This is a genomic window from Oharaeibacter diazotrophicus, assembly GCF_004362745.1.
GTDB lineage: Bacteria > Pseudomonadota > Alphaproteobacteria > Rhizobiales > Pleomorphomonadaceae > Oharaeibacter > Oharaeibacter diazotrophicus.
Map to the genome: position 1 here is coordinate 394433 of NZ_SNXY01000010.1, position 15012 is coordinate 409444.

General features: G+C 72.2%; 12 protein-coding genes. 6 read left to right on the forward strand and 6 right to left on the reverse strand.

Going from position 1 to position 15012, the window contains the following annotated elements; all coding sequences use genetic code 11:
- Positions 1-295 precede the first annotated feature (295 nt).
- Complete coding sequence (locus EDD54_RS19500) at positions 296-763, forward strand: Lrp/AsnC family transcriptional regulator (RefSeq protein WP_126538964.1); 468 nt, start codon at positions 296-298, stop codon at positions 761-763.
- On the opposite strand, the gene EDD54_RS19505 is transcribed toward EDD54_RS19500, so the two are convergent.
- Together EDD54_RS19505 and EDD54_RS19510 are read right to left on the reverse strand one after the other, a co-directional pair.
- Positions 732-1733, reverse strand: coding sequence for a mitochondrial fission ELM1 family protein (locus tag EDD54_RS19505; protein WP_126538962.1), 1002 nt, complete (start codon positions 1731-1733; stop codon positions 732-734). The two genes, EDD54_RS19500 and EDD54_RS19505, sit on opposite strands and share 32 nt — an antisense overlap.
- The gene (locus EDD54_RS19510) at positions 1730-2869 is read right to left on the reverse strand and encodes a glycosyltransferase family 4 protein (protein ID WP_126538960.1); all 1140 of its coding nucleotides are present in this window, start codon (positions 2867-2869) and stop codon (positions 1730-1732) included. Before EDD54_RS19510 ends, EDD54_RS19505 begins: the two co-directional genes overlap by 4 nt.
- Before the next feature lie 86 nt (positions 2870-2955).
- On the opposite strand from EDD54_RS19510, the gene EDD54_RS19515 reads away from it, so the two are divergent.
- Positions 2956-4092 carry a glycosyltransferase family 4 protein gene (locus EDD54_RS19515; RefSeq protein WP_126538958.1) on the forward strand — a complete coding sequence of 379 codons (1137 nt, stop codon included), beginning with the start codon at positions 2956-2958 and terminating at the stop codon, positions 4090-4092.
- Here EDD54_RS19515 and EDD54_RS23115 read toward each other — a convergent pair.
- Positions 4037-4861: a glycosyltransferase family 2 protein gene (locus tag EDD54_RS23115; protein ID WP_281010206.1), complete on the reverse strand. Its 825-nt coding sequence runs from the start codon at positions 4859-4861 to the stop codon at positions 4037-4039. The genes EDD54_RS19515 and EDD54_RS23115 overlap by 56 nt on opposite strands.
- A gap of 101 nt (positions 4862-4962) precedes the next feature.
- Here EDD54_RS23115 and EDD54_RS19525 point away from each other — a divergent pair, with 101 nt between their 5' ends.
- Positions 4963-5712, forward strand: a complete 750-nt coding sequence (locus EDD54_RS19525) for a glycosyltransferase (protein WP_126538956.1) — start codon at positions 4963-4965, stop codon at positions 5710-5712.
- Positions 5713-5784: 72 nt separating this feature from the next.
- Here EDD54_RS19525 and greA read toward each other — a convergent pair whose 3' ends face one another.
- Together greA and carB are read right to left on the reverse strand one after the other, a co-directional pair.
- Complete coding sequence (gene greA / locus EDD54_RS19530; RefSeq protein ID WP_126538954.1) at positions 5785-6258, reverse strand: transcription elongation factor GreA; 474 nt, start codon at positions 6256-6258, stop codon at positions 5785-5787.
- Positions 6259-6415: 157 nt separating this feature from the next.
- Positions 6416-9919 (reverse strand): carbamoyl-phosphate synthase large subunit, encoded by a 3504-nt coding sequence (gene carB, locus EDD54_RS19535; RefSeq protein ID WP_126538952.1) that lies wholly within the window; start codon positions 9917-9919, stop codon positions 6416-6418.
- Positions 9920-10137: 218 nt separating this feature from the next.
- Between carB and EDD54_RS19540 the strand changes: the two genes are divergently transcribed.
- From EDD54_RS19540 to EDD54_RS19550, 3 genes are all read left to right on the forward strand, one after another.
- Positions 10138-11094, forward strand: a complete 957-nt coding sequence (locus EDD54_RS19540; protein WP_126538950.1) for an endonuclease/exonuclease/phosphatase family protein — start codon at positions 10138-10140, stop codon at positions 11092-11094.
- Positions 11095-11233: 139 nt separating this feature from the next.
- The gene (ypfJ, locus tag EDD54_RS19545) at positions 11234-12142 is read left to right on the forward strand and encodes a KPN_02809 family neutral zinc metallopeptidase (RefSeq protein ID WP_126538948.1); all 909 of its coding nucleotides are present in this window, start codon (positions 11234-11236) and stop codon (positions 12140-12142) included.
- 101 nt (positions 12143-12243) lie between these two features.
- Positions 12244-13461 carry a TCR/Tet family MFS transporter gene (locus tag EDD54_RS19550; protein ID WP_126538946.1) on the forward strand — a complete coding sequence of 406 codons (1218 nt, stop codon included), beginning with the start codon at positions 12244-12246 and terminating at the stop codon, positions 13459-13461.
- Between the two features lie 29 nt (positions 13462-13490).
- Here the strand turns inward: EDD54_RS19550 and carA are convergent, their stop codons facing one another.
- Entirely contained in the window at positions 13491-14690 is a 1200-nt protein-coding gene (carA, locus tag EDD54_RS19555; protein ID WP_126538944.1) for a glutamine-hydrolyzing carbamoyl-phosphate synthase small subunit, read from the reverse strand.
- Positions 14691-15012 lie beyond the last annotated feature (322 nt).

Here is a 15012-nt window from a genome sequence, read left to right on the forward strand (position 1 = left end):
TCTCGACTGGAAGCGGGCGCGCGGGCGGCGCCGTGGGCAGACCGTCAGGGTAGGTGTCGCGCGCGGGGCTTTCAAGGGAGGTCCCGGTCGGCACGGCCGACGGTTCCGGCGCTCCACAGCAATTCTCTCGCGAAAATGATCGACTCCGGCCGCCCCGCCGACGAGGGCGAGCACCCGGCGCGCAAGATCCTTTCGCGAATCCGTGGGAAGCGTGTAGGTTGGCCGGCGTCCGCCCCCGCGGGCGGCGCCGTCCGCGCGCCGACGGGATCGCGCGGCAGATCCGCCGGAGACACCGTTGAAAGTCCGCCTCGACGCCATCGACTGGAAGATCCTGAAGGAACTCCAGAGCGACGGGCGCATGACCAACGTCGAGCTGGCCCGCCGGGTCGGCATTTCGGCGCCGCCGTGCCTGCGCCGGGTCCGGGCGCTCGAGGAAGCCGGCGTCATCACCGGCTACCGGGCGTTGCTCGACGAGAAGATGGTGGGCTGGGACATCACCATGTTCGCCATGGTCGGGCTCGCCTCCCAGGCCGAGGCCGACCTCGTCGCCTTCGAGGAGCGCGTGCGCTCTTGGCCGATCGTGCGCGAGTGCTGGATGCTGTCCGGCGACGTCGACTTCATCCTGAAATGCGTCGCGCCCGACCTCAAGACCTTCCAGGCCTTCGTGATCGAGGAACTGACCAAGGCGCCGAATGTCGGCGCCGTGCGCACCAGCCTGACGCTGCGCCAGGTCAAGAACGAGCCGGTGGTGCCGATCCCGTGAGACCCATCCGTAGCGCCGCGAAGCGCGCCCGGATGGCCTCGGCCATCGCGGGCGTGGCGTCGACCGGCGGATAGGACGCGCCGCCGAGCGGACCGGGGAACGGCCGCAACGTCGCGACCCTGCCGAGCGCCGCGAGGAAGCGGTCGATCCGCGGATGGCCGCCGGGCGGGCGGAACACGTGCAGCGGCGCGCCGGTGGCGGCGGCCTCGCCGACCATGTTGGTGGAATCGGCGGTGACGACCACCGAGTCGGCGAGCGCCAGATAGGCCGGCAGCGGATTGTCCGGGCCGCCGGTCCACAGCCGCACGCCGGGCCGGGCCGAAAGCTCCGTCAGCGCCGCGACGAGGGCCGGCGGCGTCCGCCGCGACGTCGTGATCATCAGACCGGCGCCGCCGTCGGCGAGCGCGGCGAGGCCGCCGACGAGGGCGGCGGTCGCGGCGGCGTCGAAGCGGTGGTGGCGGCTGTCGCCGCCGACGAGCACGGCGACGCGCGGGCGCGGCAGGCCGGCGAGGTCGGCGGGCGGATCCGCACGGAGCGCCGCGATCCGCGCCGCCGAGAAGCGGTGCGGCGCCGTGACGGTGACGACGACGTCCGGCCCGCGCGGGGCGTCGTGCGCCTGCACCACCAGGAGGTCGGCGCCGTGGCGGCGGGTGCGCGGATCCTTGAACACCACGACGAGGCAGTCCGGCGCGGCGCGCTTCAGGGCGCGGGCGTAGGGCACGGCGCGTCGGCCGGTGGCGAGGCAGACGTCCGGGAAGGGCGGGGCGAGCGGGCTGCCCGGCCAGTCCGGCCGATCGCGGGCCGGGATCGGGCCATGCGGCGCGAGGAGGGCGCAAAGGCCGGTCGGCCGAACGGTGCGCAGCTCCGGCGCGATCCCGAGCGCCTCGGCGACACCGGCGAGCGGGCCGACGTCGCCTGCCTTGCCGTCGGTGAGGATCCAGAGGCTGCGTGGCACCGCCGGCGCGGTCACCGCGCCGGCTCCGTCAGGCGGCGGTAGACCGCGGCCTCGCGCTCGACGGTGCGTCTGGTGGTGAACTCGGCGAGCACGAAGGCGCGGCCGGCGGCGCCGAGCGCGGCGGCGCGGGCGGGATCGGCGAGCGCCTCGTCGACGGCGGCGGCGAGCGCCTCGGGATCGCCCGGCGGCACCAGCCAGCCGGTCCGGCCGGGCAGCACGGTCTCGAGGCTGCCGCCGTGGGCGGCGGCGATCACCGGTCGCGCCATCGCGGAGGCTTCGATGGCGGCACGGCCGAAGGCCTCGGGTTCGGTGGAGACCGAGAAGGCGAGGTCGGCGGTGGCGAGGATCGCCGGCACGTCGCGGCGGCTGCCGGCGAAGACGATGCGCTCGGCGATGCCGTGTTCGGCCGCCGCGGCGGTCAGCTCGCCGCGGAGCGCGCCGCTGGTCTCGCCGCCGACGAAGACGGCGCGCCACGACCGCGTCGTGCGGAGGGCGGCGAGCGCCCGCACCAGCGTCATGTGCCCTTTCCACCGGCTGAGCCGGCCGACCAGCACCAGCATCGCGGCACCCTCGGGCACGCCGAGTACCTTGCGCAGCGCCGCCCGGGCGGCGTCGCCGTGGTGGGCGGGATCGAAGCGAGCGGGGTCGATGCCGCGCGGGGCGACCACGATGCGTTCGGGCGCGACGCCGTAGACGGAGACGAGGTGGTCGCGGATGAAGCCGGAGTTGGCGATCACCAGCGGACCGCGCAGCATGCCGGCGTTGTAGGCGCGCTTGAGGGCGCCGCGGTGGCCGTAGACGCCGTGGAAGGTCGAGACGAACGCCGGCCGGCGCCGCGACAGCCGGCGGGCGGCGAGCGCCACCCAGGCCGGCATCCGGCTGCGGGCGTGCAGGACGTCGACGGCCGCTTCGTCGATCACGCGGGCGAGCCGGACCGCGGCGCCGAGGGCGGTCAGCGGATTCTTGGCGCCGACCGGCAGGGTGACGTGGCGGGTACCGCTGCGGGCGAGTTCGGCGACGAGGTCGCCGCCGGCGCTCGCGACGAGTCCGGGCGCGCCGAGGTCGGCGAGATGGTCGGCCATCTCGACGGTGCTGCGTTCGACGCCGCCGTCACCGAGCGCGGGCAGGAGCTGGAGGACACGTGGCGTCACGGCCGGCCCCCGCACGCCCGCATGGCGGCACGGACGGCGCCGGTGTAGGGTCGCGCCGCCCCCTGTCGGGGCGGGAGAGACGCCGCGTGCTGGTCGTCGTCACACAGTGCTTTCCGCCAGCGGTCGGCGGCATCGAGGGCCTGATGGGCGGCCTCGCCCGCGAACTCGCGGCGGCGGGCGAGACCGTGGTGGTGCTCGCCGACGGTCGGCCGGGTGAGGTCGATCGCGCCGGCGCGTTCGCGGTCGAGCGTTTCGCCGGTCCGCGGCCGCTGCGCCGGCTGCTGAAGGCCTGGCGGCTCCGTCGCCTGCTGGCGACGGGCACCGTCGGCGCCGTCTACGCCGACAGCTGGAAGAGCGTCGAGACCGCCGCGCTGCTCGGCCGGCCGCGGTCCTCCGAGATGATTTGTTTCGCGCATGGTTCGGAGTATCCCGCCGCCCCGGGCCCGCGCAAGCGCCGACGCATCGTCGCGGCGCTCGGCCGGACGACCCGCATCCTCGCCAACTCGCGCTTCACCGCGCGGCGCGTCGCGGCACTCCTCGGCGACGACCCTCGGCTCGAGGTCAGGGCACTGCCGATCGAACCGACGGTGGAGCCGGACGCAGCGGACGTAGCGGCCGCGGCGGCGCTGTGGGGCGGGGCCGGACCGCGGATCCTCACGGTGGCCCGGCTCGAACCGCGCAAGGGCATCGACGTCACCATCGCGGCCGTCGCCCGACTGGCGGGACGCTTCCCGGACCTCCGCTACGTGGTGGCCGGCGGCGGCGAGGACGGGGCGCGCCTCGAGCGGCTCGCCGCGGAGGCCGGGCTCGGCGAGCGCGTCGTGTTCGCCGGGCGCATCGGCGACGGGCTCAAGACCGCGCTCTACCGCGGCGCCGATCTGTTCGCGATGCCGAACCGCACGGTCGGGGCGTCGGAGGAGGGATTCGGGCTGGTGTTCGTCGAGGCCGGGCTGGCCGGCCTGCCGGCCGTCGGCGGTGTGGCGGGCGGTGCCGCCGACGCGGTCGAGGACGGCGTCACCGGGCGCCTCGTCGACGGCTCCGACGCGGCGGCGGTCGCGGCCGCGATCGGCGATCTGCTCGGCGATCCGGCCCTGGCGGCGCGGATGGGCGCGGCGGCACGGGTGAAGGCGGAGGGCCATCTCTGGCCCGCGCTGATCGGGCGCTTTCTCAGCGACGCCGCGGCCCGGGCGGATCGGCCATCCGCAGCGCCTCGTACATCTTGACGTCGCGCAGCCAGCGGCCGAAGGCCGAGATGCCGGCGAGGGCGACGCCGTAGACACCGGCGCGCCAGAGCTGGCGCTGCACCAGGTGCTTCAGGAAATAGAACGGCAGGGCGAACAGCACGCGCGCGGCGAGTTCGGCGCGACTGCGCGGTCGGGTCTCGCGGGCGCGGACCGTGCTGATCCGGTTGAGCTTGGCGACGACGTGCTCGAAGTCGCGGAAGGAGTGGTGGTAGACGGGCCCGCCGAGGCGGCCGACCGCGGCGCCACGGCCGAGTTCGAGCTGATCCCAGGCGGGATGGTCGGGCATGCGGACGACGCGGCGGTCGTAGAGCTTGCGGCGATGCGCCAGCACGAAGGTCGACCACACCTCGCCGGTGGGCGGCACGGTGACCAGGGTCAGCTCGTAGACCGGCCGCGCCGGCGGGCCCGCGGCGAACAGGGCACGGATCTCGGCGGCGAGCTCGTCGGAGACGATTTCGTCGGCGTCGAGGTCGAGCAGCCAGTCGTTGCGGCAGAGCTCCTCGCCGGCGCGCTTCTGGCCGCCGTTGCCGCGCCAGGGCACCGACACCACCCGCGCTCCGGCCGCCTCGGCGAGCGCCACGGTGTCGTCGGTCGAGCCGCTGTCGACCACCACGACTTCGTCGGCGCAGGCGAGGGCGGCGCGCACGACCTCCCCGATGCGCCCGGCTTCGTTCTTGGTGCGGATGTAGCAGGACAGCGGCGGCGTCGCCGCGGCGCCGGTGGTCCGGTCGGTCGTCTGGTCGCTCACCTGTGCGCTCCGCAGGGCTGGGCCGGGCGGCAGAAAGCGTCCGCATCCCCCGATCGGCGTGCTATGGGGAGCGCGCCCGCCTGTCAACGCCGAGTGCCGTCATGCCGTCGCCGAGCCCGTCAGTCGATTTCGAGGTGGTGGTCACCAGCTGCGGCCGCTTCGATCTCTTGCGCGAAAGCCTGGAGTCGCTGATTGCCCATCTCGACGTGGCGCCGCGCCGGATCCTGGTGATCGAGGATTCCGGCGACGCCGGCGTCCACGCCGCGCTCTCCGGCCTCGACGGTCCGTTCGAGGTGGTGGTCAATCCGCGCCGGCTCGGCCAGATGGCATCGATCGACAAGGCCTACGCCATGCTGTCGGCGCCCTACGTATTCCACACGGAGGACGACTGGCTGTTCGAGCGCTCGGGCTTCGTGGCGGAATCGGCGGCGCTGCTGGAGGCGCGGGCCGACTACAGCATGATCGGCCTCCGGCCGCGGTCCGAACTCAACCCGCTGATCCGCGACATGCCGGAGGAGACGATCGCCGGCGTCCGCCACTTCGCGCTCGATCCGACCCGGCACCCGGAATACTTCAGCCACTCGTTCAACCCGGGCCTGCGCCGGCTCGCCGACGCGCGCGCGATCGGTCCGTTCGACCGGCTCGGTGGCGAGGAGGACGTCTCCTACGCCTTCAAGCAGCGCGGCTTCCGCATCGCCAACCTCGCGGTGCCCGCCTGCCGCCACATCGGCGACGACCGCCACGTCGACGATCCCACCAAGCCCCGCAAGGCCCGCACGCTCGGCGAGCGGCTGGCGCGGTCGTTGCGGAAGCGGTGGAAGCGGCTGAAGCGCCGGTTCGGCGGGGCTTGAACCCGGACGCGCCGGCGCGTCGGGGCCGTGCGGCGGGGCGGCGCGACGCCGCCCCGTCCGGGTCGTCCACGGTCAGCGGAAGGCGACCTCGAGGATCTCGTAGGCACGCGCGCCGCCCGGGGCCGCGACCTCGACGCTGTCGCCGACGGTCTTGCCGATCAGGGCGCGGGCGATCGGCGAGGAGATCGAGATGCGGCCGGCCTTCACGTCGGCCTCGGCGTCGCCGACGATCTGGTAGACCTTCTCCTCCTCGGTGTCCTCGTCGACGAGCTTCACCGTGGCACCGAACTTGATCGTCTTGCCGGAGAGCTTGGAGACGTCGATGATCTCGGCACGGCCGATCATGTCCTCGAGCTCGGAGATGCGGCCCTCGTTGTGGCTCTGGGCCTCCTTGGCGGCATGGTATTCGGCGTTCTCGGACAAGTCGCCGTGCGCGCGCGCCTCGGAGATGGCAGCGATGATCCGGGGCCGCTCCTCGGCCTTGCGGCGGTGCAGCTCACGCTCGAGATCAGCGTAGCCGCCGGCCGTCATCGGGATCTTTTCCATCGGACGAAGAACCTTTCCCAAAAATCAAGGCGCCCGACGTTCCGAAACGCCGGGCACACCCATCGTGTTCAAGACCACCGCGCCGCGCCGGCTCCCATCCGGCCGCGGCCCGCGGCGGAACGCGTTCGATCGCGCCCGGTTCCGGACCCGGAACCGGTCACGCCCGCTCGGCCATGTCGAAGTAGGCCTGGAGCGGCCGCACGTCGCGAACACCCGAGGCCCATGCCTCGATGCCGCGCGCCGCGGCGACCGCTCCGGCGAGCGTCGTATAATACGGGACTTTCTGCAAGAGGGCGGCCCTGCGAAGGGACGAGGAGTCCCGCATCGCCTGCCGCCCGTCCGTGGTGTTGAACACCAGCTGGATCTCGCCGTTGCGGATGGCGTCGACGATGTGCGGCCGACCCTCCAGCACCTTGTTGATCCGCTCGGCCGGCACGCCGTGCTCGACCAGGTAGCGCTGGGTCCCGGAGGTGGCGACCACCTTGAAGCCGAGCCCGACCAGCCGGCGCACCGCGTCGACGATGCGTACCTTGTCGTCCTCGCGCACCGAGACGAACACCGTGCCGCCGGTCGGCACCTTGGTGCCGCCGCCGAGCTGCGACTTGGCGAAGGCGACCGGGAAGGTGGTCGAGAGGCCCATCACCTCGCCGGTCGAGCGCATCTCCGGGCCGAGCACGGTGTCGACGCCGGGGAAGCGGGCGAACGGGAACACCGCCTCCTTGACCGCGATGTGGTCGAGTTGCTTCGGCTCGAGGCCGAAGGAGGCGAGGCTCTCGCCGGCCATGATCCGGGCCGCGATCTTGGCGACCGGGATGCCGACGGTCTTGGCGACGAAGGGCACCGTGCGCGAAGCGCGCGGATTGACCTCGAGGACGAAGACCTCGCCGTCCTTGATGGCGTACTGGACGTTCATCAGGCCGCCGACCTTCAGCGCCCGTGCCATCGCCGCGGTCTGGCGCTCGAGTTCGGCGACCGTCTCGGGCGACAGCGAGTGCACCGGCAGCGAACAGGCGCTGTCGCCGGAATGGATGCCGGCCTCCTCGATGTGCTCCATCACGCCGGCGACGAAGACGTCGCGGCCGTCGCAGAGCGCGTCGACGTCGACCTCGGTGGCGTCGGTCAGGTAGCGGTCGAACAGGAGCGGGCTCTTGCCCAGCACCATGTTGATCTGGCCGGTCTTATCGTTCGGGTACTGCGCCTTGACGTCGGCGGGCACCAGGGCCGGCAGGGTCGCCGAGAGGTAGGCGTCGAAGCCGGCCTCGTCGCGGATGATCGCCATGGCGCGCCCGCCGAGCACGTAGGACGGCCGCACGACGAGCGGGAAGCCGAGCTCCATCGCCACGAGCCGGGCCTGCTCGATCGAGTAGGCGATGCCGTTCTTCGGCTGCTTCAGCTGCAGCTTGTCGAGCAGGCGCTTGAAGCGGTCGCGGTCCTCGGCGAGGTCGATGGCGTCGACCGAGGTGCCGAGGATCGGGATGCCGGCGCGCTCGAGGGCGTCGGCGAGCTTCAGCGGGGTCTGGCCGCCGAACTGCACGATCACGCCGTGCAGCGTGCCGTTCTCCTGCTCGACGCGCAGGATCTCGAGCACGTCCTCGGCGGTCAGCGGCTCGAAGTAGAGCCGGTCGGAGGTGTCGTAGTCGGTCGACACGGTCTCCGGGTTGCAGTTGACCATGATGGTCTCGAAGCCGGCGTCGGCGAGCGCGAAGCAGGCGTGGCAGCAGCAGTAGTCGAACTCGATGCCCTGACCGATCCGGTTCGGGCCGCCGCCGAGGATGACGACCTTGCGCTTGTCGGACGGCCGCGCCTCGTCGGCGAGGGCGCCGGCGAAGGGCGTCTCGTAGGTCGAGTACATGTAGGCGGTCGGCGAGGCGAACTCGGCGGCGCAGGTGTCGATGCGCTTGTAGACCGGGTGCACCCCGAGCGCCCTGCGCCGGGCCGCGACGTCGGCCTCGGTGGTGCGGGCGAGTTCGGCGAGGCGGGCGTCGGAGAAGCCCATCGCCTTCAGCCGGCGCAGCCAGCCGGCCGTGGTCGGCAGGCCGTTCGCGCGGATCTTCGCCTCGGTGGCGACGATGGCCTCGATCTCCTTCAGGAACCAGGGATCGATCTTGGAGATGGCGTGGACGTCCTCGACCGAGAAGCCGAGCCGCATCGCCTGGGCGACGTGGCGCAGCCGGTCCGGCGTCGGCGTGCCGAGGGCGGCGCGCACGGCGTTCTTGTCGTCGCCCTGGCCGGCGCCGGCGATCTCGATCTCGTTGAGTCCGGTCAGGCCGGTCTCGAGGCCGCGCAGCGCCTTCTGCAGCGATTCCTGGAAGGTGCGGCCGATCGCCATCACCTCGCCGACCGACTTCATCGAGGTGGTCAGCGTCGGCTCGGCGCCGGGGAACTTCTCGAAGGCGAAGCGCGGGATCTTCGTGACGACGTAGTCGATCGTCGGCTCGAAGGCCGCCGGGGTGGCGCCGCCGGTGATGTCGTTGGCGAGTTCGTCGAGCGTGTAGCCGACCGCGAGCCGTGCCGCGACCTTGGCGATCGGGAAACCGGTCGCCTTGGAGGCGAGCGCGGACGAGCGCGACACGCGCGGGTTCATCTCGATGACGATCAGCCGACCGTCCTTCGGGTTGACCGCGAACTGGACGTTGGAGCCGCCGGTCTCGACGCCGATCTCGCGCAGCACCGCGCACGAGGCGTCGCGCATGATCTGGTATTCCTTGTCCGTCAGCGTCAGCGCCGGCGCGACCGTGATCGAATCGCCGGTGTGGACGCCCATCGGATCGAGGTTCTCGATCGAGCAGACGATGATGCAGTTGTCGTCGCGATCGCGGACGACCTCCATCTCGAATTCCTTCCAGCCGAGGACGCTCTCCTCGACCAGGACCTCGTTGGTCGGCGACGCCTCGACACCGGACAGGACGATCTCGTTGAGGTCCTCGATGGTGTAGGCGATGCCGCCGCCGAGGCCGCCCATGGTGAAGGACGGCCGCACGATCGCCGGCAGGCCGGTGACCTTGGCGGCCTCGAGCGCCTGCGTCTGCGCCGACAGCCGGTATTCCTGGCGTCTCAGGCTCTCGCCGGCGTCCCATTCGCCCTCGAAGGCGGCGAGCGCCTTGGCGAGCGCGGCGCCCTCGAGGCCCTGGGCCTCGATCGCGGTCCGGCGACCCTCGTACTCGGCCCGGAACTTCTGCTTCAGCGCGGAGGTGTTGACGAAGGCGGCCTTCGGCGTCGCGAGACCGATCCGGGTCATCGCCTCGCGGAACAGCTCGCGGTCCTCGGCCTTGTCGATCGCCTCGGCGGTGGCGCCGATCATCTCGACGCCGTGCTTGTCGAGCACGCCCATGCGCTTCAGGCTGAGGGCGCAGTTGAGCGCGGTCTGGCCGCCCATGGTCGGCAGCAGGACGAGCTTCTCGTCCGGATGGAGGCCGCGCTCGCGCTCGATGATCTTCGCCACGATCTCGGGCGTGATCGGCTCGATGTAGGTGGCGTCCGCCAGCTCCGGATCCGTCATGATGGTGGCCGGATTGGAGTTGACGAGGACGATGCGGTAGCCCTCGGCTTTCAGCGCCTTGCAGGCCTGCGTGCCGGAATAGTCGAACTCGCAGGCCTGGCCGATCACGATGGGGCCGGCGCCGATGATCAGGATGGCGTCGATGTCGGTGCGTCTGGGCATCGCTCACTCGTGTCCGGGCGCGACCGGCGGGCGGGAGGGCGCCGCCGGAGCTGGGGAGATCTCGGAGTCTCGGGAACTCGGGTCGCGCGGCTTATAGAGGAAAAGTCCCGCCCCGCAAACCCCGCGCCGGCGCCGTCCCGGCCGGTCCGGCTCGCGTCATCGCCGCTTCACGTGCGAACAATAGCGCTGGTCCCGACAGGACCGTCAGGGGGTGGACCATGCGCATCTCGATCATCGTCGCCGCCGCGCTCGTCGCGGCGCTCTCCGTCTCTCCGGCCGCGGCGGAGACGCGGCTGAAGGTCATGACCTTCAACGTCTACGGCGCCGGTCTGAACGGCACCGGCTCGATCGCCGAGGTCGCCGCCGCGATCCGTGCCGCCGGCGCCGACGTGGTCGGCGTCCAGGAGGTCCGGGCCGAGAAGAACCCGTGCACCGCCGACGACTGCCCGGCCGACGGTCCCAGCGTCGCCGCCGACCTCGCCAAGGCGCTCGGCTGGCACGTCCACGACCAGACCGCCGCCAACGAGGCGCTGTGGGCCAACGCCGTGATCTCGCGCTACCCGATCGGCGCGGCGACCGCGCACGACCTCGGCGTGCCGCTCGACGTCGAGGGCCGCAAGGTCTGGCTGTTCAACCTGCACCTCGACGATTCGCCCTACCAGCCCTACCAGGCCATGGGCATCGAATACGGTGCCGCGCCCTTCACCAAGGACCCGAAGGAACTCGCCCGCTTCTCCGCCGAGACCCGCGGCGGCGCGATGAAGCTGTTCGCCGAGGACCTGAAGGCCGCCGACGGCGCCGACGCGGTGTTCGTCACCGGCGACTTCAACGAGCCGTCCCATCTCGACTGGTCCGAGGCGGCGGTGAAGGCCGGCCTGCAGCCGGTCGCGGTCGACTACGTCGCGTCGACGACGATCCTCGGCCTCGGCTTCACCGACGCGCTGCGCGCCGTCTTCCCCGACGTCGCGAAGAAGCCGGCCTTCACCTGGACCCCGACCACCGCCGCCGACGACCCGACCGACCACCACGACCGCATCGACTTCGTCTACGCCCGCGGCGCGGGCCTCGAGGTGCTGTCCGCCGCGATCGTCGGCGAGAAGGCGCCCGAGGCCGACGTGGTGGTGACGCCCTGGCCGTCCGACCACCGCGCCGTCGTCGCCGAGGTCGCGTTCTGACCGAAGGGGCCCGAGGGATCGATCCGCCGGCCCGGCGCGTTGTCCGGCGGATCCGCCCGCGGCCGGCCGCGGCGGGGCGGGACAACGGCGGTGGATTCGTGCGAAACCTCCGCGGAGAGGGACGGGGAGGGCGAGCGCCATGCGCTGGAGAGGCCGCGAGGAGAGCAGCAACGTCGAGGACCGCCGCAGCGACGGCGGCGGCATCGGCGACGGCGGGGGCGGCTTCCGCATCCCGGTCGGCGGTCTCGGCCGCGGCGGCGGTCCCAGCATCGGCGTGATCGTCGTGGTGATGGTCGTGCTGTGGTTCCTCGGCATCAACCCGATGGTGCTGCTGCAGGGCGGCTCGATCGACCTCGGCGGCGGGGCTCCCTCGCCGGTGCGCGAGGCGTCGCGGACCGGCGGCGGCGAGGACGAGATGCGCCAGTTCGTCGGCGTCGTCCTCAAGGAGACCGAGACGACCTGGGACCAGATCTTCAAGGCGTCGGGCGAAACCTACCCGAAGCCGAAGCTGGTGCTGTTCACCGGCCAGATCCAGTCGGCCTGCGGCTTCGCCAGCGCGGCCAGCGGGCCGTTCTACTGCCCGGGCGACCGCAAGGTCTACATCGACCTCGCCTTCTATGACGAGTTGAAGCGGCGCTTCAAGGCGCCGGGCGACTTCGCCCAGGCCTACGTGATCGCCCACGAGGTCGGCCACCACATCCAGAACCTCACCGGCGTGTTGCCCGACTTCAACGAGAAGCGCCGGTCGATGTCGGAGCGCGACGCCAACGCCATGAGCGTGCGCGTCGAGCTCCAGGCCGACTGCTACGCCGGCGTCTGGGCCGCCGACGCCGAGCGGCGCGGGCTGCTCGAGGCCGGCGACGTCGAGGAGGCGCTCAACGCCGCCACCCAGATCGGCGACGACGCCATCCAGAAGCGGATGCAGGGCTACGTGGTGCCGGAGAGCTTCAACCACGGCACGTCCGAACAGCGCAAACGCTGGTTCCGCACCGGCTACGAGAACGGCGGGCCGGACGCCTGCGACACCTTCTCGCCGCGCAGCCTGTGAGCGCGGCGCCGGCGCCGGACCATCCGCCCCACCATCCGCCCCCTTGACGGGGCGGCGCTCCCGTGCGCCCGTGCCGGCGGACTCCAAGGAGATCGCGCGGCATGGCGGACGGTCGGGCCCGGGGCGGGCTGCTCTTCGTTTTCCTCACCGTCCTGCTCGACGTGGTCGGGATCGGCATGGTGATCCCGATCCTGCCGAGCCTGATCGGCGAACTCACCGGCGAGACGGTGTCGGCCGCCGCCGTCGACGGCGGCTGGCTGATCTTCGTCTACGCCGGCATGCAGTTCCTGTTCGCGCCGGTGATCGGCAACCTGTCCGACCGCTTCGGCCGGCGGCCGCTGCTGCTCGCCTCCGTCGCCACCTTCGGTCTCGACAACCTGATCTGCGCGCTCGCGCCCAATCTCGCCTGGCTGTTCCTCGGCCGCACCCTCGCCGGCATCTCCGGCGGCAGCTACACCACGGCCGGCGCCTACATCGCCGACGTCGCGACGCCGGAGAACCGGGCGAAGAGCTTCGGGCTGATGGGCGTCGCCTTCGGCGTCGGCTTCGTGCTCGGTCCGGCGCTCGGCGGCCTCGCCGGCGAGCTCGGGCCGCGGGTGCCGTTCTTCGCGGCGGCGGCGCTGTCGGCGGTCAACTTCGCGATCGGCTGGGTGTTCCTGAAGGAGAGCCTGCCGCCCGAGCGGCGCCGGCCGTTCTCGCTCGCCCGCGCCAATCCGCTCGGGGCGCTCCGCCAGATGCGCCGGCACCCGACCATCCTCGGCCTCGGCGCGGTGATCGTGATCTACCAGATCGCCCACGACGCCAACCCGTCGGTGTGGGCCTACGCCGCCAAGCTGCGCTTCGGCTGGAGCGAGGGCGAGATCGGGCTGTCGCTCGCCGCCGTCGGCGTCGCCATGGCGGTGGTGATGGGCGGCCTGATCGGGCCCGTGGTGAAGCGCTTCGGCGAATGGCGGGCGGCGCTCGCCGGCCTGCTGCTCGCCGCCGTCGGCTTCACCGGCTACGCCTTCGCGACGGCGGGCTGGGTGATGTTCGTCTTCGTCGTGCCCTTCGCCTTCATCGGCCTGATCGAGCCCTCGATCCGGGCGATCGCGGTCGGGCGGATGCCCGAGGACGCCCAGGGCGAACTCCAGGGCGCCATCGCCAGCCTGAAGAGCCTGACCATGGTGCTGTCGCCGATCCTGATGACGCGTCTGTTCGCCTGGTTCACCGGCGCCGACGCGCCGGTCTACTTTCCCGGCGCGCCGTTCCTGGCGGCGTCCGTGCTGCTCGTGGTCGGCGCGGCGCTGCTGACGCGGGAGAAGGCGCGGGACGCCGGCTGAACCGGCGCCCCCCCACGGGGCCGAAGAGGTCAGGCCCGCTCGGGCACCGGCGCCTCGCCCTTGCGCTCGCGGATCAGGTTGACGAAGCGGCGGAACAGGTAGTGGCTGTCCTGCGGGCCGGGGCTCGCCTCCGGATGGTACTGCACCGAGAAGGCCGGCTTGTCCTTGAGGCGGATGCCGCAGTTGGAGCCGTCGAACAGCGAGACGTGGGTCTCCTCGACGCTGTCCGGCAGACTGGTGGTGTCGACCGCGAAGCCGTGGTTCATCGAGGTGATCTCGACCTTGCCGGTGGTGTGGTCCATCACCGGGTGGTTCGCGCCGTGGTGGCCCTGGTGCATCTTGACGGTGCGCCCGCCGACGGCGAGGCCGAGCATCTGGTGGCCGAGGCAGATGCCGAAGGTCGGAACGCCGGTCTCGACCACCGCGCGGATGGTCGGCACGGCGTATTCGCCGGTGGCGGCGGGGTCGCCGGGGCCGTTCGACAGGAAGACGCCGTCCGGCTCGTGGGCGAGCACGTCCTCGGCGGTCGCGGTCGCCGGCAGCACGGTGACGGCGCAGCCCTGGTCGGCGAGCAGGCGCAGGATGTTGCGCTTGATGCCGAAGTCGATGGCGACAACCTTGTACTTCGGCTCGGTCTGCCGGCCGTAGCCCTTGCCGTTCTCCCAGGTGGTCTCGTCCCAGGTGAAGCTCTGGGTGTTGGTGACCTCCTTGGCGAGGTCGAGCCCGACCAGCCCGCCCCAGGCCGCCGCCTGCGCCTTCAGCGCGGGGAGGTCGAACACGCCGTCGGCGGCGTGGGCGATCACGGCGTTCGGCATGCCCTTCTCGCGGATCAGCGCGGTGAGGGCGCGGGTGTCGACGCCGGTGATGCCGACGATCCCCCGGGCGGCGAGCCAGGTATCGAAGGCGCGGGTCGAGCGCCAGTTCGAGGGATCGGTGACGTCGTCGCGCAGCACCACGCCGCGCACGCCCGAGGCCGCCGCCATGTTGACGGTCTCGATGTCCTCGTCGTTGACGCCGACGTTGCCGACGTGCGGAAAGGTGAAGGTGACGATCTGCCCGGCGTAGGAGGGATCGGTCAGGATCTCCTCGTAGCCGGTCATGGCGGTGTTGAAGCAGACCTCGCCGACCGCGGCCCCTCGCGCGCCGATGCCGAAGCCCTCGATCACGGTGCCGTCGGCGAGCACCAGCACGGCGGTCGGCGTCGGTTCTTCCCAGGCGGTGGCGGTCATCGGTCGGTCCCTCCGGGTCGCGGACGGATCGCAGGCCGCGTGCGCGCCCGCACCCGGAACGGGCGGCGAGGGCGACGGCGCGTGCGAAAAGGCGCGGGCCGACCCGTCGGGTCCCACGCGCGGCGGAAAATAGGGGAGCCGGGCGGCGCCGTCAACTGCGAGGGAGATGATAAAAAGACAAATGAAAACAATGATCTGCTGTTCCGGTGCGAACGCGGTCGGTGCCGCATGGCAGTCGCTCCGCGGGGGCGGGAAGAAAATCGCGCGAGACTCGATCTCGCGCTGCCCGAGGGTGAAGCGAGTGCCGCCGGCAGATCCCGGT

What these genes read in the sequence shown, in the direction of transcription:
- EDD54_RS19525 (WP_126538956.1), top strand. Translation starts at nt 4,963, where the DNA reads ATGCCGTCGCCGAGCCCGTCAGTCGATTTCGAGGTGGTGGTCACCAGC.
- greA (WP_126538954.1), bottom strand. Translation starts at nt 6,258, where the DNA reads ATGGAAAAGATCCCGATGACGGCCGGCGGCTACGCTGATCTCGAGCGT.
- carB (WP_126538952.1), bottom strand. Translation starts at nt 9,919, where the DNA reads ATGCCCAGACGCACCGACATCGACGCCATCCTGATCATCGGCGCCGGC.
- EDD54_RS19540 (WP_126538950.1), top strand. Translation starts at nt 10,138, where the DNA reads ATGCGCATCTCGATCATCGTCGCCGCCGCGCTCGTCGCGGCGCTCTCC.
- ypfJ (WP_126538948.1), top strand. Translation starts at nt 11,234, where the DNA reads ATGCGCTGGAGAGGCCGCGAGGAGAGCAGCAACGTCGAGGACCGCCGC.
- EDD54_RS19550 (WP_126538946.1), top strand. Translation starts at nt 12,244, where the DNA reads ATGGCGGACGGTCGGGCCCGGGGCGGGCTGCTCTTCGTTTTCCTCACC.
- carA (WP_126538944.1), bottom strand. Translation starts at nt 14,690, where the DNA reads ATGACCGCCACCGCCTGGGAAGAACCGACGCCGACCGCCGTGCTGGTG.